Consider the following 22,986-nt stretch of genomic DNA (forward strand, 5'->3'; position numbering starts at 1 on the left):
GCCTGTCGCCCCTGGGCAAGGCGCTTCCGCTTTTCTGATTTATCTCAGTTGGAGCGCTCCACAAGGAAGGCTTCGGCAGCATAAGCATCGCACGAAGAAAAAGCGTTAGCTTTTTCGAGGAGGCCATACGCCGCTGAACAGGGCGCTTCCGCTTTTCTAATCATAATGGACAAATAAATGTACATAAAATGATAGTGCATAATTAGGATTGATTTGAATTAAGGAGGAGCTGAATGACAAAACTTAACTCGTCCACACGTTTGAAGGTCAAAAGGGATTCATTTTATCTGCCAGATTCAAAGGGTGGTGTGTATTTTAGAAATAACTTAAGTTCATTCCGAATGGAAGGAAATACGATTTACCAATGGATTGAAAAATTAGTACCGATGTTTAACGGGGAGCAATCATTGGGAGATTTAACCGAGGGATTAACGGCGCCGTATCGCAACAGGGTATATGAGATTGGAGAAACGTTGTACAAGAATGGCTTTGTTCGAGATGTTAGCCAAGATAGGACACATGATTTAAACCCAAAAGTCCTAGAAAAGTATGCTTCACAAATTGAATTTATCGAGAATTTTGTAGATTCTGGTGCGTACCGTTTTCAAGAATACCGTCAAGCTAAAGTTCTGGCTATCGGCTCTGGATCCTTTATGGTTTCATTGGCTGCCGCATTAATTGAATCGGGACTTCCCAAATTCCATTTCATGTTGACCGATTCAGTAGCTACAAATCAATTGCGGATAAATGAGTTAGTACGCAATGCCTACAATGCTGACTCTGAAGTGGAGGTTGAGCAGGTACCATTTGAAAAAAGAGATGGAAGGAGTTTTTGGCAAGAAGCTTTGCATCCATATGATTGGATTCTATATGTCTCTCAGGATGGAAATGTAAAAGAACTTAGGGATCTAAATATGATTTGCAAAGAGCAGAGGAAGGTATTTCTACCCGCTATATGTTTAGACCAAGTGGGGCTTGCTGGTCCATTGGTTCATCCGGAATCAGAGGGATGCTGGGAGTCAGCATGGCGCCGAACCCATCAATCTTCATTGCAATTAGATCGGCTGCCGCAATCTTTCTCTACAACTGCCGGAGCCATTCTCGCTAATGTCACCGTATTCGAATTTTTCAAAAAGGCTACAGGAATTGCAGGGTTAAATCAGAGTAACCAAATTTACAAATTTGATCTTGAAACGTTGGAAGGAGACTGGATTTCATTCATCACACATCCATTGGTTACAAATAAAAGTGTCTCTTCTGGACTGGTGGAAGATCTTGATGTAAGGATAAAGCAAGAAAAGAGTAAAAACGAACCTTCGAATAATCTTTTGGAATATTTCAGTCTATTAACTTCGGAAGAAACAGGGATATTCCATACCTGGGAGGAGCGAAACTTGAAACAGCTTCCTCTTTCGCAGTGCTATGTTCAAGCGGTTAATCCAGTGTCAGAGGGACCAGCAGACCTCCTGTCAGAGGTTGTCTGTTCGGGTTTTACACATGAGGAGGCAAAGAGGGAAGCGGGACTGACTGGTATTGAAATGTATGTTTCACAAATGATTAAGGGATGTAGTGACCAAAAAGATAAAGCTGGTGAAAACATACCAGGGGGTTTGATCGGCATTGGTGCAGGGGAAACAATTGAAGAGGCAGTTTGTCGCGGCTTGCAAGCCTATTTAGAGAAAGAATTGAGAAATAAAAAGGACGATCTACTGAATCCTATTTTTCGCGTCCAACTGGAAGAAATTGAAGATCAACGCTGCAGCTTTTATTTAAATGCCCTGACTACCTTAAATGGTGCACCGACCATCGGTTTAGAAAATGAAATACTAGGCTTCCCCGTAATATGGGTAAAGTCGCAGGGGCGTCGGTACACTAGTACAGGTTTAAATATAACGTTGGCTTTACGGAGTGCATTACAACAAGCGCTTTTGGATAAACAAAATCAGGTGCATGCAACCGAAAGGATATCGGAGTCAGCTGTTTTTTTGAAGGAAAAGGAATTTAAACTCGGAATCCCTTCTTGTGAAGAAATAACACAATTGGATCTATTACAATCTTCCATTCAGGTCTTGAACCAAAACAGCAAACGATTATTCGTTTATGATCTTGCGTTTGAACCTTTTTTAAAAGAGGAATTGGCAGGGGTGTATGGTGTGCAGGTTCGAGAGGAGGAATCCTAATGGCCTCCCATATTCTCATTGACGGAGAGGGTTTATTAGCGGATTATGTCTTTGATCAATTATCCGGCAATTATCTCGTAAGGCGTCAAAGCCTATTAGAAGAGGTTCACGAAGAAACAGAATTAGCTCTGGTGTTGCACGATGCCTGGCATCCAGTCATTCATCAAAAAGCGGAAGAAAAATACAGGAACACTGGTATCCCGTGGCTTCGAGGTTTCGTTTCATTTGGGGAGGGAATCATTGGTCCTTTAGTTCGCCCGGATACACCGGGATGTTCTTGCTGCGCTGACATACGGCGCCTGATAGCTGGATCCGATCGGAAAGAAATGTGGCAGCTACAGCTAAGGATGGCAGCAGGAGAAGGTGTCATGCAGGATGCATGGGCATCACGAACGGGACTATCTCAAATGGCAGCATTGATATGTAACGAAGTTCAAAGAGTTCTTCAAGGAGAACCCAGCAATTTAGAAGAAAGAGTGTTCATTATGAACCTAAGAACGTTAACCAATTCTAGTCACCTTTTCTTACCTAATCCCTTGTGCCCGATTTGCAGTCCATTACCTGATGATACTCCAGAATTAGCTCAAATTAGGTTAGAATCTAGTCCTAAATTCAATGGAAGTGGTTATCGCAGCCGTTCGATGGATGAATTTAAAACAGTACTAGTCAAAGACTATCTGGATTATCATACTGGTGTCATGAATGGAAAAGTGCAAGATTTCACGCTACCATTTGCTGATGTTATAGTGAACATGCCGTTATTTGAAGCAGACGAGGGAGTCGCTGGCCGGTCTAATTCTTATGAAATGAGTGAGTTGACTGCCATTTTAGAAGGGTTGGAACGATATTGCGGGGTCGAGCCTCGAGGCAAAAGGACGGTAGTTCGTGATAGTTATCATAATGTAAAGCAAAATGCACTAAATCCTGCAAGAGTAGGGTTGCATGAAAAGGAACAATATACAAAGCCGCATTTTCCGTTTAAACCGTTTCATCCTGATGACCCAATGAATTGGGTCTGGGGCTATTCGTTTTTACAAGAACGTCCAATACTTGTTCCGGAGTTACTCGCCTATTACAGTTTGGGGTATGGGGAGGGCTTTGTTTATGAAACCTCCAATGGATGTGCCTTAGGGGGGAGTTTAGAAGAAGCTATTTTCCATGCCATTATGGAGGTTGTCGAGCGAGATTCATTCTTGCTAACTTGGTATGCAAAACTCCCCCTTCCGCGTCTTGACCTTAGTTCGGCAAACGATAAAGAATTACAGCTGATGGTCGACCGTATGCGTGAGGTGGCGGGATATGACCTTCATTTTTTCAATTCGACGATGGAACATACGATTCCAAGCGTGTGGGCAGTGGCAAAAAACAGAAGATCCAAGGGTCTAAATCTCATTTGTGCAGCGGGAGCTAACCCGGATCCTGTAAGGGCAGTAAAAAGTGCAATTTACGAGCTTGCGGGAATGATAGTTAGGCATGACGAAATATTAGAAGCTAACCAGCAGAAATATCAACATATGTTGCAGAATCCGTTCGCAGTCCGTACCATGGAGGATCATGGTTTGCTCTACGGGCTGCGAGAAGCAGAGGAACGGCTGACTTTTTTATTGGATGATCAACGTCCATTACGTACGTTTGCAGAAGAATTCCAGGAGGCCCCTGAAAATACTGATTTGAAGGAAGATCTTCAGGATATTCTTCAGAAGTTCCGCGAGTTAGATCTGGAGGCCATTGTGGTGGACCAAACGACACCGATAACCAAACGGAATGGATTATTCTGTGTGAAAGTATTGATCCCTGGTATGTTACCGATGACATTCGGACATCACCTGACCCGTGTGAAAGGGCTAGAGAGGGTCCTTAGTGTGCCAATGAAACTTGGATTTATGAAACAGCCATTATCGTATGAACAGCTTAATCCCTATCCTCACCCATTCCCATAATTGAAAAGTAGGAGGTTTAAGATTGGAGCTAGAAACATTTGTACATCATCTTCACTTTGATACGGAAAAAGTTGCTCCGCCAGATTGGCAAGTGGACTGGGAGGATGCACCACTTCCCTATAAACTGTACCGCGGCTTACCAGAAATTCCACTGAGTGCAGATGTACCGTTAACACTAAAGCGGCGGGAAGCTAAGGCAGAACCTAGTCTGCAGGAGCTAGGTCATTTCTTATGGTATGTATACGGCCTTACTCAATACGCTCAATCCGCTTTAATCGAGGACAACAAGGAAAAGGCTGCTGTGAGGTATGCCCAGTTATTACGCAGATTTGTACCCTCTGGAGGGGCGTTATATCCCAATGAAATATATGTGTATGTAAAGTTGGAGGACGCACCAATGGGAATTTACCATTATGATGCGGCTCACCATCGCCTCCTCTTGCTAAGAGAAGGAAATTACGATTCCTACTTATCAAGAAGTCTTGGGAATAGCTGTGATCTTTCTGACTGTTTCTGTACTGTTTTTGTCTCGACACTTTTTTGGAAAAATTTTTATAAATACAATAATTTTTCCTACAGGCTCCAAGGGCTAGATGCAGGTGTGTTAATTGGGCAATCTTTAGAAGTGGCCAATACGATGGGGGTTTCATCTCGAGTATGCTACCAATTTCTTGATAGGTCTATTAATCATTTGCTTGGGCTTTCTAGTCAGGATGAAAGTGTATATGCGGTTATTCCATTATCGGTTAATCCATCTAACATTAGTGTTGACGACGATTATAATAGAGGGGAAATTGTTTCTGACACTGAATTGTGTCGGGAAGTGCCACTATTGGAGCATGCTTCCTATAACCGTTCAAAGAGGGTTATTGATTATCCGATGCTGAGGAAATTTAATGAAGCATCAATGTTTGAAACAACAGAGTCGTTTGTGAAGATAAAGAAAGATAGTAGTGTGAAACTTTCCTTAGATTCGGAAATGCTCTTACTTCCCTTTGCTGAGCGTTTTTCGTACGATCTTGCATCCGTTTGCAGGGAGCGGCGTTCTCCTGATATGGATTTTATGATAGGTGAAGTCAGTCAAACGCAACTATCCACTTTGTTAAATGAGACATTTTCCTTACCGTATCAGAATGATCTTGACGACAGACATGGGAATGATGAGACTCGAGTTTCTTTATACGGCAGTTTTTATAACGTGGAGGGAGTTCCAAATGGTGCTTACGCTTATGACAAAAGCGCTCATGCACTTCGGCGAATAACACAGGGGGATTTTCGGGAGTTTTTACAATATGGATTAACAATGCCCAATGTAAATTTGTTTCAAGTTCCGCTCTGTCTGCATGTTGTTGGAGACAAGGAACACCTCAAAAAGGAATTGGGATATAGAGGATACCGCATTCAACAAATGGAAGCGGGCATACTCGTGCAACGATTGCTCTTGGTAACGTGTGCCTTAGGAATGGGAGGGCACCCACTATTAGGATTTGACGCGAATCAATGTGATGAACTTTACGGGATTGATTCGAAAGGAAAAACAAGCCTAATCCAAATCCCGGTCGGTCCATACCGTCCCCGTGCCTGGTTAAAAGGAAGGTTGCTTAGCTAGGAGAGACAAGTGTAACGTATGGTAAAAATGCCACATCCTATTTAATACAAAATTCTACTAAGCAGAGTAAAAATAAAAAACCCTAGAAGCGTTGATATAACGCAGTTTCTAGGGTTTTTGTGCTTGCTATTTAATAAGCAAATCAATTAACGTGAGTAGTACTCAACGATAAATGTTTCGTTAATTTCAGCAGCAAGTTCAGAACGCTCAGGTAAACGAGTGAATGTACCTTCTAATTTGTCAGCGTCAAAAGTAACATAATCTGGAATATAGTTAGTTACTTCGATTGCTTCTTTAATCACATCAAAGTTACGTGATTTTTCACGAACGCTGATTGTTTGACCAGGAGCTACACGGTATGATGGAATATCTACGCGAGAACCATTAACTAAAATGTGTCCGTGGTTAACTAATTGACGAGCTCCACGACGAGTGCGAGCAAGACCTAAACGGTAAACTAGGTTATCAAGACGTGATTCAAGAAGAATCATGAAGTTTTCACCGTGAACGCCGCTCATTTTGCCTGCTTTAACAAAAAGGTTGCGGAATTGACGCTCATTTACTCCGTACATATGACGAAGTTTTTGCTTTTCTTGTAATTGTAATCCGTATTCAGAAAGCTTTTTACGTTGGTTTGGACCATGTTGTCCAGGAGCGTAAGGACGCTTTTCTACTTCTTTACCTGTGCCGCTTAGAGAGATTCCAAGACGACGGGATAATTTCCAGCTTGGGCCGGTATAACGAGCCATGAATGACTCCTCCTTCGTGTTTTTATTTTGGTAAAATAAAAACCGTTATGAGACTCTTTAGTAGCCATTTTGTTTTCATGCACCTTCGCCCTAGCAGCAGAGGGTTACAAGATGCACCATCAAATTAAAGCAAGATGCTTTAATGAGGAACAAACTGAGACGATTAAAGTGTTCACATAGGCTGCAATATTTTACACAAAGAGTATTATATAATTTTTATACCTATTAAGTCAAGTATATTTAAGGTATCTATCATCGTTATCCATTTGATTAATAAATCACTTAGAAAGATTAACAAATTTTTAAAAAAACACTTCAAAAGTACTATGGTTTTATCTATAATTAGGATATGATGTATAAATTTGGAATGAATGTTAGGTGTGGATAAAATGGATGATCTTGAAGGAGATTTCCTATTGGAAGTAAATAAATATAAGAGATTATTTCATATAACAAATAAATTTCATTCTTCATTGGATGTGGATATACTAATTGGTGAATTATTTATAACTCTTCAAGAGGTATATCCTAACTTTTCCTATTATTTACTCTTGTCACAGGATACTCATAGCCATAGCGACCTGCCGATAATTGATCTTGAGTATGATGGTGAAAATATTGCAGCCATTAATGCCTATGTGCTGGGGATTGTTCAATTTGAATATTCTATTGTCGAAAAGCATGTGATTCTCTATGCCCCGTTAAAGGGAAGGCAGGGAATTTATGGAGTATTGCAGGTAATCGCACCGAATACGGCTGAATTTCCCGATACGGAAGTAGAATTTATTACTTTATTGGCGGGATGTGCAGGCAGCGCGCTGGAAAATGCTCAACTTTATCAGCAATCAAGAAGGGCAATTGCTGATTTGGAATTAATTAACGAAACCTCTCATCGGTTAAATTCCAACCTGCGTTTAGCTGAAACCATGACATTCATGTCTGAACAAATCATTTCTTCTTTTGAAGCCGAAGAGGTTGGCTTTTTCCTATTTTCCCAAGATCAAGAAAACATTAAAGTACTCCCAGGTTCTACTACATATTTTTTTACTAAACAGGCACGAATCTATATCGACTACATAAAAGAAAAAATACAAAAAGGAAACGAACCGTTATTTATTGGAGATATAACCCTCCCTTCTTTTAAAAATATTAAAAATTTCCATTCCATAATCGCCATTCCGATAATACAAAGTGAGAATTTAAAGGGCTTTTCGATTATCATGCATCAAACCCCTTATTTCTTCTCATTTGAAACATTTAAGCTGCTTCAATCGCTTTTACATCATTCATCGTTAGCATTAACTAACTCCATGCTAAGAGAGGAGTTAGAAAAATTGGTTATCACTGATCATCTAACTAAGCTCCATTCCCGCAAGTTTTTAGATGAAAAAATTCAGAACTCTATGAAAAAGGATGAGGAAGGAACGTTTATTCTCATTGATATCGATAATTTTAAAGAAATCAATGATACCTATGGGCACCAAATAGGAGATGAACTGCTTATTCAGGTTGCCAATTTAATTAAAGGGAACATCCGTGGAAATGATGTGGGCGCCCGGTGGGGCGGAGAAGAACTGGCTATTTATCTTCCATTGGTGCCTTTAGATGTTGGTACAACCATAGCTGAAAGATTAGTGGAAAAAGTATCTACAAGCTCTAGCCCGCATATTACCGTGTCATGTGGTGTTTCCTATTGGAATAAAGAACGACTAGATTCTTATAAATATTTATTTAAACGAGCAGATGAAGCGCTCTATCTCGCAAAAGGGACAGGAAAGAACAAGGTTGTTACCCAAGAAGATAATATTAAGGTAAGTTAGCCACTTGAAAAATATAAAGAAAACTCGCCAGTCGACACTTCACACTGGCGAGTTTTCTTTATAGCTGTTCTATAAGTATAGCGGCAAATTCTTCGAGCTTCTGTTGATCCAATTCATCAAAGCGGTTTGTTTCAGGTGAATCAATATCTAATACCCCGAGTAATTGGCCGTCTTTCACGAGAGGAATGACTATTTCTGACTGGGAGGCGGCGTCACAAGCGATGTGTCCAGGGAACTGATTAACATCAAGCACACGTACAGTTTCTTGTTTCAAAGCTGCTGTGCCACACACACCCTTACCAACAGGAATACGGACACAGGCAGGAAGCCCTTGAAATGGTCCAAGCACAAGTTCACCATTGGTATCGATTAAATAAAATCCAACCCAGTTGATGCGGTCAAGAAATTGATTTAACAGGGCAGCGGCATTACTTAGATTCGCAATATGGTTTTTCTCATCATGTATCAGGGCATGCAATTGTTTTTTGACTAATTCATAATTTTTTTCCCCGTTCCCAGTGTACATTTCGACGTTAAACATGTTAATACCCCTTTATTTCTTAAATTTTATATTTTATTTTATCAAAAATTGAAGAAAATGAGCATACTTTGTCGATATTTTCATAAAGGAATCAATGGTAACACAAAGAATCATTATGTAAGGGGGATTACGGGATTTATCTGAAGGGGGAGAATCAATGAAGAATAATGCAAAAGAAGCAATTGTTAAGGCCGCGATTTCATTGTTTCATGCAAATGGGTATTCGGGAACGTCTATCAGAGATATTGCCAGTTTAGCAAAAGTCAATACAGCAACCATTGCCTACCATTTTAATAATAAAACAGGTCTGTTAGAATATTGTTTTATGTATTTTTTTGAAAAGTACATCGGCAAGATGGAGGAAATTTACGCATCGATTGATCGTGGGGCAAAAGATTGCTTAAAGCGAATTGTAGCCAATTTGCTTCATTATCAATGTGAAAATAATCAGCTAACCAGTTTTGTGTATCGAGAAATGTCAGTGGACTCCCAGGTTGTTAGGGAAATCATGTCGACGTATTCTCTGAAAGAAAAATACTATTTTCAAAAAATATTTGAACGAGGCTTCGAATGGAATGAATTCCGTCCCCATTCGATTCCCTACTTAATCGTACAGCTAAAAGGTCTCTTGATGATGCCGTTTATGAATACTCATTATATGAGAGAAGTCTTGTACGTCTTCCCAAATGAGCCATTTTTCGAACAAAAATATTTAAAGGATATCCATTTTTGGATTGATAAAACACTTTGTACAGATATACCAATTAATAAGGGAGCAATAATAAAATAGCGACTAATCGCTATTTTTTTTTTGAGCTACACCACCTTATTAGGTGGATATCTTACTCATTACCTAGCTTTTTTCATGAATGGGCTAGGACTTGAAACCTATGTTTATTTTATTTTACAAAAAAATTGAAAATAATAGTCAAAAATTGTCGTTTACATGGTATCATAATAGCATTGAATGGAACTTAAGAATTTTTTTATAAATAGATGAGCGGATTGTATTAAAGGAATCAATGTTGTTGGAAATAGGGGGCTTAGATGTGATATATTTCATTGGATTTTTCATCCTTTTACTTGCGTTATTTGTAATCGGATATTTTATAAAGAAAAAATATTTTAAAGAAATGGATCGATTGGAAGCGTGGAAAATCGATTTAATGAACCGGCCAGTACTGGATGAAATGTCAAAGGTGAAGCAATTAAATATGACAGGACAAACGGAAGAGCTTTTTGAACGTTGGCGGAATCAATGGGACGAAGTTGTTACGGTACAGCTGCCTGATTTAGAAGAAATGCTTTTTGATGCAGAAGAGTACATAGATCGGTATCGATTCAAAAAAGCTAAAGGTGTCCAACAGGCAATTCAAAGTAAACTACAGGAAACAGAGGATCAGATAAAGAAGATATTGGAAGAGTTACATGAACTTGTTGGCAGTGAGGAAAAAAATAGGGTTGAAATTGAGGACCTAAAAGACCTATATCGGGAATCGAAAAAGATTTTGCTTGCACACCGTCACAGCTTTGGTAATGCCGAAAAACACTTGGAAGTGCAGCTTAATGATGTGGCACAAAAATTTCAAGATTTTGATGAAAAAACAGAGCTGGGCAACTACCTTGAAGCCCGTGAAGTGGTTTTAGTGATTCATAGTCAGCTTGGAATGATAAAAAACCATATGGATTTAATTCCCCAGCTTTTGATTGAATGCCAATCGCTTCTGCCGAATCAGCTTTCTGAGTGTTTGGATGGACACAGTGAAATGACTGAGCAGGAATATTATTTGGATCATATTAATGTCAAAAAGGAAATAATGCGCTTGGAAGAAAAGCTTGCTGAGAATTTGGTTCTGATTGAAACAACGGAAATTGATAAAGCAGAAGAAGGAATTAAAGAAGTAAAGGATAGAATGGATATCCTTTTTGATCTTATGGAGAAAGAAGTTCACGCCAAACATTTTGTTTTAAGGAATGAAAAGGAAGCGATTGAACTCCTTACTTCTGTTCAAGAAGAGAATAAGAAACTTTCTGATGAAATAATTCATGTTCAGCAAAGCTATCAGTTGTCTGAAAGTGATTTTGAAACACAACGGAATCTGGAAAAGGAACTTGCAATTGTATATAAACATTATGAAATTCTCGTTGAAAAATTAAAGCTGAATGAAACTGCCCAAACAGTCCTTAGTGAAGAATTGAGTGGAATTAAAGAACAACTGGATATCATCCATGAGGGGCAGCAAGATTTTGCTCAAAAACTTCAAGCACTTAGAAAAGATGAATTAGAGGCAAGAGAAAAGATTAAGGAGCTTACAAAAAGGGTTGGGGATATGGTTCGCCTTGTGTCTAAAAGCAATGTTCCAGGCCTGCCAGCGGATTATCAGTATTTATGTGAGGACACAAACGAAAGTATTCAAAATGTTAGATATCAGCTTGAAGAAAAGCCTTTAAATGTATCTGCTTTGAATCAGTACTTAGAAATTGCTGAATTAACTGTTGAAAAATTGGTTAATTCAACGATTGAGATGATTGAGAATGTCTCGCTTGCCGAGAAGGCAATTCAGTATGGAAATCGTTATCGAAGCCAGTATCAGTCAGTTTCAAAAGGATTATCTGAGGCGGAAATGGCTTTTAGACAATATGATTATCAAGAGGCTTTAGAACAAGTAGCAGCATCACTTGAGGCAATTGATCCAGATGCTTTGAAGAAAATTAAAGCTTCTGTTGAAACTGAATAACATTTAAAATTCATATGTCTTATTTTATGGAGAAGTAAGACAATCAATAAAGAAACCGGTTCAGCCATAAAAGGACGAATCGGTTTTTTCTTTTTCAAAAGTTTGGTTTATGATAAGATTTACTTTGCGTGGAAAAGGGGCGGAGCGCTACCAAAACGAATCAGTTTATCCAATGCAGTGAAAAACAAACAATTTTCACGCCGAATGGAGAGAAGATAAGATAAGCTCTGTTCACACCGCCTTTTGCAAGTTAGACTGAATTTTTGAAAGAAGTGTATTTCCATAATAGATGGTGGCAGGTAACGCCATTTGTGTTTTGGAGGAGAAAAAATGATTTATTTTGATAATAGTGCTACGACTAAACCCTATAAAGAAGTAATTGATTCTTTTGTAACCGTTTCTAGTGAATATTTTGGCAACCCATCCTCACTACATAGTATCGGTGGACAAGCTGAAAAACTCCTATTACAGGCAAGAGAACAAGTGGCTAAGCTTTTAACAGTCAAACCATCTGAAATTTATTTTACTTCCGGCGGCACGGAAGGTAATAATTTAGCGATTAAAGGCGCTGCTTCATTAAATGGGAATAGAGGCCGGCATTTGATTACCACAAGTGTTGAGCATCCCTCAGTTAGGGCTGCCATGGAGCAGCTTGAACAGAAAGGGTATGAAGTAACCTATTTGCCAGTTGATAAGCAGGGAAAAGTCTGTGTTGCTGATATCGAAAAAGCGATTCGAAAAGATACCATCTTCATTTCAATCATGCATGTGAACAATGAAGTGGGTACGGTTCAGCCGATTGAAGAAATCGGTCAAATGTTAAAAAAACATCCAACCATTTTATTTCATGTCGATGCAGTTCAAAGTGTAGGAAAAATCCCCCTTTCCATACACGAAAATCGAATAGATTTTTGTTCCATTTCAGGGCACAAATTTCACGGTTTAAAGGGTACGGGCGCACTCTTTATTCGGGAAGGGGCAAGACTTGCTCCGTTATTTTCCGGAGGTAGTCAAGAGCGGAAGATTCGCAGCGGTACTGAAAATGTGGCGGGTGCAGTTGCGATGGCAAAAGCGCTTAGAATGACGATGGAGAAAAGGGCAGCTGGTATCGAGAGAATGAAGAAAATTCAGAGCATGTTAAGAACAGGGCTAAATCGGATCGAAGGAATTATAGTAAATACTCCTATAGAAAATGCAGCACCACATATTCTAAATTTTTCACTCTGCGAGCTGAAATCTGAAGTGTTTATCCATGCCCTTGAGCAGCAAGGAATTTTTGTCTCGACAACTAGTGCTTGTTCTTCAAAAAGGAAATCACCAAGTAAAACGCTCATTGAAATGGGCGTTCCTGAAGACCTAGCCGAAAGTGCCGTCAGAATAAGCCTTTCGTTTAATAATACCGAAGAAGAGGCGATGACAGCTATCAGAGCAATTGAAAAAGCAGCAAACCAACTACGAAAGGTTTTGGAATAAATGAATTATGATCGAATACTAATACGCTATGGTGAAATATCAACAAAAGGTAGAAATCGGAACAAATTTGTTGAAAAGTTAAGGAAAAGTGTAAGAAGTGCTCTTGCCCCCTTTCCAAAAATAAAAGTGGAAGCAAGCCGAGACCGGATGTATGTATTATTAAATGGTGAAAATGGAATAGAAATCATCGGAAAATTAAAGAATATATTTGGGATTCAATCCTTCAGTCCGGCAATAAAGGTAGACAGAGATGTAGAAGTGTTAAAGCAGACCTCTCTTGAATTGGTTCACTCTCTATATAGGGAAGGTCAAACCTTTAAAATTACACCAAAAAGGTCTGATAAAACATTTGAGCTGAACACAGATGGGATCAATCAAACGATTGGCGGACATTTGCTAAAGAATATTCCTGGACTCAAAGTGGATGTGAGAAATCCCGATATCAATTTGCGAATTGAAGTCAGAAAAGAAGCTATTTATTTATCATGTGAAACGATTCAGGGTGCTGGCGGTCTTCCTATAGGATCAAGCGGCAAAGCAATGCTCATGCTTTCTGGCGGCATTGATAGTCCGGTGGCAGGATATTTAGCAATGAAGCGAGGCTTAGAAATTGAAGCCGTTCATTTTTTCAGCCCACCGTTTACTAGTGAAAGATCAAAGGAAAAAGTCATTGATTTATCAAAAAAGCTGGCTGAGATTTACGGGGCTATAACGTTACACATTGTACCGTTTACGGATATTCAGCAAGCGATTCGCGAACAAATACCTGAAAATTATTCGATGACAACAACGAGAAGAATGATGCTGCGAATTACCGATGAAATTAGGAAAAACCATGAAGGTCTTGCTATTGTTACCGGAGAAAGCCTCGGGCAGGTGGCAAGCCAAACGATTGAAAGTATGTTTGCGATTAATGAAGTGACGAATACGCCTGTGTTACGCCCTTTGATTACGATGGATAAAACGGATATAATTAAAATTGCCCAAGAAATTGATACACTTGAAATATCAAACAGACCTTTTGAGGATTGCTGTACCATCTTTGTGCCTTCCTCGCCAAAAACGAAACCGAAGCGAGAAAAGGTTCAGCACTATGAAAGCTTTTTTGATTTTGAACCGATGCTTCATGAAGCTGTTCAAGAGACTGAAACGATTGTCATTAAACCTGACAACGAAAAAGACTCAGATTTTAACGTGTTATTCTAAAAAAGCAAATTTTGAATTTTTTGTGAACAATTACCAGTTGTGAAATAGAATGAACCTTGTGTGTTCTACACATTCTATACTCACAAGGAGGTGATATCACATGGCAAACAACACTTCAAATCAATTACTAGTTCCTGGTGTAGAGCAAGCTCTTTCCCAAATGAAATACGAAATTGCGACTGAATTTGGTGTAAATCTTGGGGCTGACACTACTTCACGTGCTAACGGTTCTGTTGGTGGTGAAATCACAAAGCGTTTAGTTCAAATGGCTGAATCTCAATTAGGCGGCGGATTTTCTCGTTAATAAAAAATGAATAAAAATGGCTACAGAGAGCGGGAAACAATTCCTGCTCTCTTTTTGTTGTACAGAAATAATATCTAGATGAATAATAATTTCAAATTTTACAATAATTTTGTATAATGTAGTTTGTGGGATGTACGAAAAATTTACGAGGGGGGAATAGTATGAATCGGGAAGATTTAATTGCACCAGAAAAGTATAATCTTGTTTCTGAAGTAGAGCGCTTTGCAAAGAATCCGAAAAATGTTGCATTAAAATGGGAAAGTGAATCTGGAGAAACAAACCAAGTTACATATGAGAATTTATTGAGACAAGTTAACCAAGCTGGGAATGTTTTTTTGCAACATGGTTTGAAAAAAGGTGACGTCGTTCTTGTTATTGTGCCGCGATTGATTGAGGCATATGTTGTGTATTTGGCAGCCTTAAAAGCAGGAATGATTGTGATTCCGAGTTCAGAAATGTTGAGGGAAAAGGATTTGCAATACCGTATTACACACGGTGATGTGAAAGCCGTCGTAAGTTTTTATCCTTATGTTGACCAATTTAAAAATTTTACAGAAAACCAACTACTGGCAAAGTTTTCGATTGGGGGCGAAGAGGAAGGCTGGATCCATCTTGATGCTGAAATGCAAAAAGCAGCAGAAGAATTTGCGATTGCTGATACCCTTAGAGATGATATGGCGTTTTTATCGTATACATCTGGAACGACAGGAAACCCAAAAGGTGTTGTCCACACACATGGATGGGCCTTTGCCCATTTAAAAACAGCTGCCGCAAAATGGCTGTGTATTGAGGCAGGTGATACGGTTTGGGCAACGGCAAGTCCAGGCTGGCAAAAATGGATTTGGAGCCCATTCTTATCCGTTCTTGGTTCAGGGGGAACTGGACTTGTGTACAACGGAAAATTTGAACCCAAAAAGTATTTAAGTCTGCTTCAAAAATATGATGTTAACGTCCTCTGCTGTACACCTACCGAATACCGGCTAATGGCAAAGGTCGACAACTTGAGTGATTATCATTTACCCAAGCTCCATAGTGCAGTATCAGCTGGAGAACCGTTAAATCGGGAGGTTATTGATACCTTTAGGAAATATTTTTCCATTGATGTCCGTGATGGCTATGGTCAAACAGAGAATACATTACTTGTGGGTGTAACAAAAGGGATGGAATTGAAATCTGGTTCAATGGGCAAACCGACACCAGGAAATAGAGTCGAAATCATTAACGAAGAAGGAGAGGTTTGCGCAGTCGGTGAAGTGGGCGATATTGCTGTACATGTGGAAACACCTGCCTTATTCAAAAATTACTATAAAGATCCAGAAAGAACAGCGATGCAGTTCCGCGGTGATTATTATATAACCGGCGATAAAGCCAAAATGGACGAGGAAGGGTATTTCTGGTTCGAGGGCCGTGGGGATGATATTATTATCAGTTCAGGCTATACTATTGGACCTTTTGAAGTAGAGGATGCCCTTGTGAAGCATCCATTTGTTAAGGAATGTGCGGTAGTAGCAAGCCCCGATGAAATTCGTGGCTTTATTGTAAAAGCGTTTGTCGTCTTAAAAGAGGCTGTAGATTCTAATGACTCTGAATTAACGAAAAACCTGCAGGAGCATGTCAAGACACTGACGGCACCATATAAGTATCCGAGAAAAATAGAGTATTTGAGTGAACTTCCAAAAACTACCTCAGGGAAAATTCGCCGGATAGAACTTCGTCAAAAGGAAATGGAATCAGCCAAACAAGTTTAATTTTGTGGGTTATGATTAAGGCAGGCGGTGAATTACCGTCTGCTTCTTCACTTTAAGATGCCGGAGGAATGAAAAATGGGAAAATTGTGGTTTGGCGGCACCATTTATACACTTGAAAAGGAAGGGGCAATGGTTGAGGCTATTTATACTGAAGGGAATCGAATAATGAAAACAGGAGAAATAGCAGAGATAGAAGAAATTTTTAACGAAAGAATATGTGAACGGGTGGATCTGATGGGCGGAACGATGTTTCCCGGTTTTGTAGACAGCCATCTTCATTTAATTGGCCATGGTGAAACGTTAGTCCAGCTTGACCTTTCAGAGCTGAATTCAAAAGACGAGGTCCTTGCTGTTGTTCAAGAGTATGCTAAACAGCTTAACAAGGAAGAATGGATTATTGGTGAGGGTTGGAATGAAAACCGCTGGCCACGGACTGAAATGATTCACCGGAAAGAATTAGACGAAATTTCTCCTGATAATCCCGTGATGTTAAAACGGATTTGCCGCCATGCCATGATCGTAAACACAAAGGCGCTAGAATTGGCTGGAGTAACTGAAGAAACAGTTAGTCCTCCTGGAGGTGTCATGGAAAAGGATGTGGAGGGGCGTTTAACAGGCCTGATAAAAGACAAGGCTCAGGATTTTATTCTCGCTGCTATTCCCGTTGTTTCTGAAGATTATTTACAAGAAGCAATGAGAGCAGCCATAAAAGATTTATATCAGCTGGGCATCACAGGTGTCCACACTGAGGATTTAAACTATTATGCTGGCTTCGATCGTACCTTTAGGACGTTTAAAAAAGTAATTGAGGAGGAAGGGCTAAAGCTACGTGCCCATCTGCTTGTTCACCATGAGGTTGTGGAGGACATGGCACATGCTGGAGCGAGCTTTTTATCTGGTTCCGAATGGATTGAGTTTGGTGCGATGAAAATTTTTGCTGATGGTGCCCTAGGAGGCAGGACTGCGCTTCTAAGCCGTCCGTACCATGATGCTCCGGAGGCAAATGGAGTAGCTATTTTTAGTCAGAAGGAATTAAATGAACTAGTCGCCAAAGCACGGAAACACAACCTCCCTGTTGCCGTCCATGCAATCGGTGACTTAGCCTTTGAGTATGTATTAAATGCGATAGAGGAACACCCGCTGGTAGGTCCTGGGCGTGACCGGTTGATTCATGCTCAGATTTTACGACAAGACCTAATTGAGCGTGCAAAAAGGCTTCCGGTTATTCTCGATATTCAGCCAGTATTTTTAGCATCGGATTTTCCTTGGGTTATCGACCGCGTCGGCAGTGACAGAATGGAATATTGCTATGCATGGAAAACATTAATAAACGAAGGGCTTATCTGTGCCGGTGGCTCTGATGCCCCGATTGAATTACCTAACCCAATGTTTGGCATCCATGCTGCCGTAACAAGGACAAATAGAAAAGATTCAAAAAGGATTGTCTATGGTGAAGAACAGGCTTTAAGTGTTTATGAGGCGATCAATTTATTTACCAAGGGTAGTGCGTATGCTGCTTGTCATGAAGTGGATCGCGGCATGATTAAGGAAGGTTTTTTAGCTGATTTTACCGTACTAGATGAGGATATTTTTAATCTACATCCATCAAGAATTTCCACTGTTAATGCTGTGATGACGGTTATTGGCGGAGATATTGTCTATACAAAGGAGTAGGCTGGAAGTAAAAAAATCCCCAATTCACGCAGTTTCACGTTATAATAAGGATTATTTCGAAACTAGAAAGAATAGGGGCTCGAGGAAAGATGAAAAAAAGTGAAACACAACTAGGGGCTATCCATGCAGGCTTTTCCTATTTCCTATGGGGATTATTGCCAATCTATTGGAAGCTATTAAACAATGTTGAGGCAAAGGAAATTCTCGCGAACCGAATTTTTTGGTCGTTTATTTTTATGGTGATTATTCTTATTTTTACTAAAAAATGGGATTTATTTTTACGAACGATTAAAGGCTTTGCTCAAAATAAAAAACAAATGTATGCCCTGACACTTGCGGCAATCCTTATTAGCATGAATTGGTTTACCTATATTTGGGCGGTAAATAACGGACATATAATTGATACGAGTCTTGGCTATTATATTAATCCACTTGTCAGTATCTTATTAGGAATGATTGTCCTAAAGGAGAAATTATCCTTTTACCAATACGTTTCCTTCGTTTTAGCCGCTATCGGAGTATTGATAATTACTTTTTCTCATGGTAAGTTTCCTTGGATCTCCATTGTTTTGGCACTTTCCTTTGGTTTATATGGGTTGGTTAAAAAGATGATAAATGTAGATTCCGCTGTTGGCTTAACATTAGAAACACTTGTAGTGATGCCCATCGCAGCGATCTATATGCTGTTCCTATTCTTTAACAGCTCTAGCTCTTTTTTATCTGCTAGTGTAGGAACTGATTGGCTATTAATTGGCGCAGGCGTCGCGACCGCTGTGCCGCTGCTGTATTTTGCAAAAGGAGCACAAAAAATTTCGCTCTCCTTACTTGGCTTCCTGCAATATATCGCCCCAACCTTAACCTTGATTTTAGGCATATTTGTTTATCATGAACATTTTTCAAACGTGCAGTTGTTATCATTTATATTCATTTGGTCGGCACTAACGATATATTCTCTTTCAAAAACTCGGCTTTTGTCTGACAAGGGTATAAAATGGCGAAAAGAAAAACGCGCAACCTTATAATAAAAAACCTTATCCGGTGGGATAGGGTTTTTTGTTAAAAGATAAAAGCATAAAATTTTCGACTTTGAGAATTGTCCAGCTCCAGCGCCCTAGCGACTAGGGCGCTTCTGCTTTTCTTATAAAAATGTTCTCTTTACTTTATCCCAGAAGGAGTTGTCTTTTAATTTTAAGGTTTTAATTTTTTTATCTCTTATTTTTATTTGAATTTTATCCACACTACGGATACTTAATGCTTCGTTATCCATACCCATCGTTGGGTGATCATTGTTTTCCGATATGACCTTAAGTGTAAGTGTCCGTTCACTGCCGACAATAAAGGATGTTCCGAGTGTCCGGTAACGGTTCGTGTTGACGGATGCCACTTCGCTTACCTGCATGCAGGAGAGCAGTGGGTCTACAACCGAGCCATTTACCGATTTATTATAAGCAGTACTTCCAGTCGGCGTAGCAATGATAAGACCGTCGCCGCGGAATGTTTCAATATGGAGCTGGTCAATAAACACATCAATCACAAGGGTTTTAATAATGGAAGACCGAATACTGAATTCATTTAGACATGGAAAGGTGCCCTGACCATCAACAGAAACTTCAATCGTCGGATACCGTCTGACCTTTATGTGTTCATTCGATGTAATGGCTTCAATCATTTTTGAAGTATCACTGAGTCGAAAATCACAATACATGCTTAAGCTATTTTTCGTTGAAATCCCCATGTAAAGGCAATCATCTCGAAATCCAGTCATTCTAACAGCCTGGAGAAATGTGCCATCATCTCCAATACTGGCAATGATATTAGCTTTCCGGAAGTCAGAAACAAGGGTAAAACCGTAGCGTTCTGCCAATTCAAAAAGAGGAGCAGCCTTTGCCAGCATGTCCGCATCACGCTTATGATAAAAATAAATATTTCGTCTCACTTCCATATTATGTACCCCCTGTAAAATGATAAATAAAATGTCATTATTTTATCCATATCAAAAAAACTTTGATAAAATAGTGATAGTTTGAAATTAGTTTAGCATTTTTTAGAGACAATATGAAATTAAGAATGTTCAATTTAGACTTAAAAAAAGGGGGACTACATATGAATGGAAAACGTTGGGCTGCTCTTGGTATTGCAGGAGCATTATTTTTTGTTTCGATTTTAATTAATGTTTTATCGGCTGTAGCCTTTAAAGGAATTGAAACGGATTTCACCAACCTCATGAATACATCAGAGCATCCTTTTACAGAAGAAGTGGTCAAAAATGGGAGCGAATTAAAGAAAATAGTGATTCTCGATGTTGATGGTGTCATCCAGGACACTGGTGATTCAGGCTCCATTTTGAAAAACTCTGGTTATAATCATCAGGATTTCATGAAAAAACTTAACAATATTAAAGACGATGATACTGTTAAGGGTGTAATCATCAGAGTCAATTCTCCAGGAGGCGGAGTGGTTGAAAGTGCAGAAATTCATGAAAAGTTAAAGGAAATCCAAAAAGATAGTAAAAAGCCAGTCTACATCTCCATGGGCTCTATGGCTGCTTCAGGAGGATATTATATTTCAACTGCAGCGAAAAAAATCTTTGCCAGCCCTGAAACATTAACAGGGTCTCTTGGAGTCATTATGGAAGGATATAATTACAAAGGATTGGCAGATAAATATGGTGTTGACTTTGTGACGATTAAAAGTGGACCGTATAAAGACATCATGAGCCCAACGAGGAAAATGACGGATGAAGAACGACAAATACTACAAAAGATGATCGATAACTCGTATGAAGGATTTGTGAAAGTGATTTCAGAAGGCCGACACTTGAGTATGGACCAAGTGAAAAAAATAGCTGATGGCCGAGTTTATGATGGCCGGCAAGCGAAGGAAATTAAACTTATTGATGATTTTGGTTACCTAGATGATGTCATTGTAAAAATGAAACAAGACGAGAAGCTAAAGGGTGCAAAGGTGGTTCGTTATTCGGAGGATTTTGGTTTTGGCTCATTATTTAAATTGCAGACAAATAAATGGCTAGGTGAAAATGCTGAAATAGCTGGACTTATGAAAATCCTTTCCAAGCCCAATTCGCCGCGTCTGATGTATTTATATGCGGAATAAGGGGGGAATTGCAAATGGAATCGAATGATTATCAAAACGGATTGAATGAGACAAAGGAATCATCCCCCAATCTGATGCTTAATCGAGATGAGAAGAAAACTGCTGATGTTGATTCTGACAGTGAACATCAAAAGCAGGAACCTATTCTGCCGGTTTGGCCTGTTCGGTATGCTGGTTTTTGGATGCGTTTTTGGGCTTATCTTCTTGATTTAATTGTTATTGGCAGTATTGAACGGATATTAATAAAGCCGTTATTTCGAATACTCGATATTTCATTAACAGAGTTTAACATGTTTGCCCCTATTTCCATCGCGTCAGCGCTCATTTTTTATTTATATTTTGTTCTGATGACCAAATACTTTAATCAAACTCTTGGAAAAATGGTATTTGGTTTAAAAGTAGTTGATTTGAATCATGACAAACTAACATGGGGAACTTGTTTATTTCGTGAATGGATCGGCCGGTTTATTTCGGCAACGGTCATTGTCGGCTATATCATCGTCGCCTTTTTACCAAAAAAGCAGGGATTGCATGACATCTTCAGCGATACAACCGTCATCCATATAGAACGATAATCAATAACCTATCAACGATAAAAGTTGGTAGGTTTATTTTTTTCTTTAAAAAGGAATACTAGAAGGCTGAAAGGTTGTGAACATAATTGTTTTGGCTGCTACTTTCCTTGTCTATCCTCTTGTTGTTTTTCATTATCATTATTCTTACTAAACTAACGATTCTTGTAAATTATGATCATTATAACGATAACGATGACTTAAAGGTTGAGTTTCGAGTATGGGCTGGCTTAATCAAATACACAATAAATGTTCCGTTGATCAAAATTGATGATGATTCCCCGAGCATCGTTGTGAAAAGTCATACAAATATGGGGGATGCTGCCTCTGGAGATTCCAAACAAAAAGTTAACCAAATCACTAAAAATAATGTAATAACCAATTTAAATAATGCAAAGGAATTACTGACACGCGTGTTTAATTTGCATGTAATTATCAGGAAATTTTTTCAAAAGGTAACGATAAAAAAATTAGAATGGCAATCACTCATCGGAGTTGGTGATGCAGCCTATACAGGTATGGCAACAGGGGCATTCTGGGCGATTAAAGGTAGCATTGTCGGACTACTTAGCCATTATTTAAATCTTAAAGTAATGCCAGAAATTTCGATTACCCCTCACTTTCAAGCGGCAGTTATACAGACTCAGTTAAAATGTATTTTTCAGTTTCGAATCGGGCATGCTATTTTAGCAGGATTAAAACTGATTAAATTCTGGAAGAGTGGAAGTCCGCTTTTCAAAAAGGAAACAAATTTTTCTAATGAAAAAACGAAATCCATTTGAATGAGGAGGAAACTGCTATGTCTGATCACCCAATTCAAGGTTTGATGACCACCGCTATGGAAAGCTTGAAAGAGATGATTGATGTAAATACCATCATTGGAGACCCGGTTGAAACTCCAGATGGAAGTGTCATTTTGACAGTATCTAAGGTTGGATTTGGTTTTGCCGCCGGGGGAAGTGAGTTTAAACTTGATAGCTCCCAAGGACAGAGTCAAAGTCAGGGAGGGCAAGGACAAGGACAAGGACAGAGTCAAAGTCAGGGAGGACAAGGGCAAGGACAGAGTCAAAGTCAACCAAAGCTTCCATTTGGCGGAGGGAGTGGAGGCGGTGTATCTATCACTCCAATCGCTTTTTTAATTGTTAACTCTCAAGGTGTCAAAATGCTTCATTTAGATGAAAGTACTCATTTGTATGAGAAAATTCTAGAGCTTGCCCCACAAGCAGTTGATAAAATACAGCAAATGTTCTCGAAAAAAGCCGAGGGCAAACACCAGCAGTCGAAAGTTGATTTTGATATATAATTAAACTGTTAATCT

General features: G+C 39.3%; 19 protein-coding genes. 16 read left to right on the top strand and 3 right to left on the bottom strand.

The window, feature by feature from the left end; all coding sequences use genetic code 11:
• The first annotated feature begins 233 nt into the window (after positions 1-233).
• The 3 genes from RTR43_RS04480 to RTR43_RS04490 are packed head-to-tail and all read left to right on the top strand — an operon-like array spanning position 234 to position 5,729.
• Positions 234-2,180: a putative thiazole-containing bacteriocin maturation protein gene (locus RTR43_RS04480; protein ID WP_312469974.1), complete on the top strand. Its 1,947-nt coding sequence runs from the start codon at positions 234-236 to the stop codon at positions 2,178-2,180.
• Positions 2,180-4,120, top strand: coding sequence for a TOMM precursor leader peptide-binding protein (locus tag RTR43_RS04485; RefSeq protein WP_312469975.1), 1,941 nt, complete (start codon positions 2,180-2,182; stop codon positions 4,118-4,120). Before RTR43_RS04480 ends, RTR43_RS04485 begins: the two co-directional genes overlap by 1 nt.
• Positions 4,121-4,142: 22 nt before the next feature.
• On the top strand, positions 4,143-5,729 hold the full coding sequence (locus RTR43_RS04490) for a SagB family peptide dehydrogenase (RefSeq protein WP_312469977.1): 1,587 nt from the start codon (positions 4,143-4,145) through the stop codon (positions 5,727-5,729).
• 146 nt (positions 5,730-5,875) lie between these two features.
• Here RTR43_RS04490 and rpsD read toward each other — a convergent pair whose 3' ends face one another.
• Entirely contained in the window at positions 5,876-6,478 is a 603-nt protein-coding gene (gene rpsD / locus RTR43_RS04495; protein ID WP_312469979.1) for a 30S ribosomal protein S4, read from the bottom strand.
• A 389-nt stretch (positions 6,479-6,867) separates the two neighbouring features.
• On the opposite strand from rpsD, the gene RTR43_RS04500 reads away from it, so the two are divergent.
• Positions 6,868-8,298, top strand: a complete 1,431-nt coding sequence (locus RTR43_RS04500; RefSeq protein ID WP_312469981.1) for a sensor domain-containing diguanylate cyclase — start codon at positions 6,868-6,870, stop codon at positions 8,296-8,298.
• A gap of 58 nt (positions 8,299-8,356) precedes the next feature.
• Here RTR43_RS04500 and RTR43_RS04505 read toward each other — a convergent pair whose 3' ends face one another.
• Complete coding sequence (locus tag RTR43_RS04505) at positions 8,357-8,839, bottom strand: GAF domain-containing protein (protein WP_312469983.1); 483 nt, start codon at positions 8,837-8,839, stop codon at positions 8,357-8,359.
• 157 nt (positions 8,840-8,996) lie between these two features.
• On the opposite strand from RTR43_RS04505, the gene refZ reads away from it, so the two are divergent.
• From refZ to rarD, 8 genes are all read left to right on the top strand, one after another.
• Positions 8,997-9,629: a forespore capture DNA-binding protein RefZ gene (gene refZ, locus RTR43_RS04510; RefSeq protein WP_312469985.1), complete on the top strand. Its 633-nt coding sequence runs from the start codon at positions 8,997-8,999 to the stop codon at positions 9,627-9,629.
• A gap of 259 nt (positions 9,630-9,888) precedes the next feature.
• Positions 9,889-11,577, top strand: a complete 1,689-nt coding sequence (gene ezrA / locus RTR43_RS04515) for a septation ring formation regulator EzrA (RefSeq protein ID WP_312469986.1) — start codon at positions 9,889-9,891, stop codon at positions 11,575-11,577.
• Between the two features lie 330 nt (positions 11,578-11,907).
• Positions 11,908-13,050, top strand: coding sequence for a cysteine desulfurase family protein (locus tag RTR43_RS04520; protein ID WP_312469988.1), 1,143 nt, complete (start codon positions 11,908-11,910; stop codon positions 13,048-13,050).
• Positions 13,051-14,256 (top strand): tRNA uracil 4-sulfurtransferase ThiI, encoded by a 1,206-nt coding sequence (thiI, locus tag RTR43_RS04525; protein WP_312469989.1) that lies wholly within the window; start codon positions 13,051-13,053, stop codon positions 14,254-14,256.
• A gap of 100 nt (positions 14,257-14,356) precedes the next feature.
• The gene (locus RTR43_RS04530) at positions 14,357-14,560 is read left to right on the top strand and encodes an alpha/beta-type small acid-soluble spore protein (RefSeq protein WP_248737200.1); all 204 of its coding nucleotides are present in this window, start codon (positions 14,357-14,359) and stop codon (positions 14,558-14,560) included.
• A gap of 161 nt (positions 14,561-14,721) precedes the next feature.
• On the top strand, positions 14,722-16,308 hold the full coding sequence (mbcS, locus tag RTR43_RS04535) for an acyl-CoA synthetase MbcS (protein ID WP_312469990.1): 1,587 nt from the start codon (positions 14,722-14,724) through the stop codon (positions 16,306-16,308).
• A gap of 75 nt (positions 16,309-16,383) precedes the next feature.
• A complete protein-coding gene (locus RTR43_RS04540) occupies positions 16,384-17,982 on the top strand; it encodes an amidohydrolase (RefSeq protein ID WP_312469991.1) in 1,599 nt (532 codons plus the stop codon).
• 89 nt (positions 17,983-18,071) lie between these two features.
• Positions 18,072-19,004, top strand: coding sequence for an EamA family transporter RarD (gene rarD, locus RTR43_RS04545; protein ID WP_312469993.1), 933 nt, complete (start codon positions 18,072-18,074; stop codon positions 19,002-19,004).
• Between the two features lie 116 nt (positions 19,005-19,120).
• Here the strand turns inward: rarD and RTR43_RS04550 are convergent, their stop codons facing one another.
• A complete protein-coding gene (locus RTR43_RS04550; RefSeq protein WP_312469994.1) occupies positions 19,121-19,924 on the bottom strand; it encodes an NAD kinase in 804 nt (267 codons plus the stop codon).
• A gap of 161 nt (positions 19,925-20,085) precedes the next feature.
• Between RTR43_RS04550 and sppA the strand changes: the two genes are divergently transcribed.
• The 4 genes from sppA to RTR43_RS04570 all read left to right on the top strand — a co-directional run bounded on the left by sppA (position 20,086) and on the right by RTR43_RS04570 (position 22,971).
• Positions 20,086-21,096: a signal peptide peptidase SppA gene (sppA, locus tag RTR43_RS04555; RefSeq protein ID WP_312469995.1), complete on the top strand. Its 1,011-nt coding sequence runs from the start codon at positions 20,086-20,088 to the stop codon at positions 21,094-21,096.
• A 14-nt stretch (positions 21,097-21,110) separates the two neighbouring features.
• Entirely contained in the window at positions 21,111-21,671 is a 561-nt protein-coding gene (locus RTR43_RS04560; protein WP_312469996.1) for an RDD family protein, read from the top strand.
• Between the two features lie 86 nt (positions 21,672-21,757).
• A complete protein-coding gene (locus RTR43_RS04565) occupies positions 21,758-22,450 on the top strand; it encodes a DUF2953 domain-containing protein (protein ID WP_312469997.1) in 693 nt (230 codons plus the stop codon).
• 17 nt (positions 22,451-22,467) lie between these two features.
• Complete coding sequence (locus RTR43_RS04570; protein WP_312469998.1) at positions 22,468-22,971, top strand: spore germination protein GerW family protein; 504 nt, start codon at positions 22,468-22,470, stop codon at positions 22,969-22,971.
• Positions 22,972-22,986: the final 15 nt, after the last annotated feature.

Source organism: Neobacillus sp. (assembly GCF_031988165.1).
Lineage (GTDB): Bacteria > Bacillota > Bacilli > Bacillales > Cytobacillaceae > Neobacillus > Neobacillus rhizosphaerae.

Excerpts from the sequence above, each read along its gene's own strand:
- RTR43_RS04480 (WP_312469974.1), top strand. The coding sequence starts at position 234 with ATGACAAAACTTAACTCGTCCACACGTTTGAAGGTCAAAAGGGATTCA.
- RTR43_RS04485 (WP_312469975.1), top strand. The coding sequence starts at position 2,180 with ATGGCCTCCCATATTCTCATTGACGGAGAGGGTTTATTAGCGGATTAT.
- rpsD (WP_312469979.1), bottom strand. The coding sequence starts at position 6,478 with ATGGCTCGTTATACCGGCCCAAGCTGGAAATTATCCCGTCGTCTTGGA.
- RTR43_RS04500 (WP_312469981.1), top strand. The coding sequence starts at position 6,868 with ATGGATGATCTTGAAGGAGATTTCCTATTGGAAGTAAATAAATATAAG.
- RTR43_RS04505 (WP_312469983.1), bottom strand. The coding sequence starts at position 8,839 with ATGTTTAACGTCGAAATGTACACTGGGAACGGGGAAAAAAATTATGAA.
- refZ (WP_312469985.1), top strand. The coding sequence starts at position 8,997 with ATGAAGAATAATGCAAAAGAAGCAATTGTTAAGGCCGCGATTTCATTG.
- RTR43_RS04520 (WP_312469988.1), top strand. The coding sequence starts at position 11,908 with ATGATTTATTTTGATAATAGTGCTACGACTAAACCCTATAAAGAAGTA.
- thiI (WP_312469989.1), top strand. The coding sequence starts at position 13,051 with ATGAATTATGATCGAATACTAATACGCTATGGTGAAATATCAACAAAA.
- RTR43_RS04530 (WP_248737200.1), top strand. The coding sequence starts at position 14,357 with ATGGCAAACAACACTTCAAATCAATTACTAGTTCCTGGTGTAGAGCAA.
- mbcS (WP_312469990.1), top strand. The coding sequence starts at position 14,722 with ATGAATCGGGAAGATTTAATTGCACCAGAAAAGTATAATCTTGTTTCT.
- RTR43_RS04540 (WP_312469991.1), top strand. The coding sequence starts at position 16,384 with ATGGGAAAATTGTGGTTTGGCGGCACCATTTATACACTTGAAAAGGAA.
- rarD (WP_312469993.1), top strand. The coding sequence starts at position 18,072 with ATGAAAAAAAGTGAAACACAACTAGGGGCTATCCATGCAGGCTTTTCC.
- RTR43_RS04550 (WP_312469994.1), bottom strand. The coding sequence starts at position 19,924 with ATGGAAGTGAGACGAAATATTTATTTTTATCATAAGCGTGATGCGGAC.
- sppA (WP_312469995.1), top strand. The coding sequence starts at position 20,086 with ATGAATGGAAAACGTTGGGCTGCTCTTGGTATTGCAGGAGCATTATTT.
- RTR43_RS04560 (WP_312469996.1), top strand. The coding sequence starts at position 21,111 with ATGGAATCGAATGATTATCAAAACGGATTGAATGAGACAAAGGAATCA.
- RTR43_RS04570 (WP_312469998.1), top strand. The coding sequence starts at position 22,468 with ATGTCTGATCACCCAATTCAAGGTTTGATGACCACCGCTATGGAAAGC.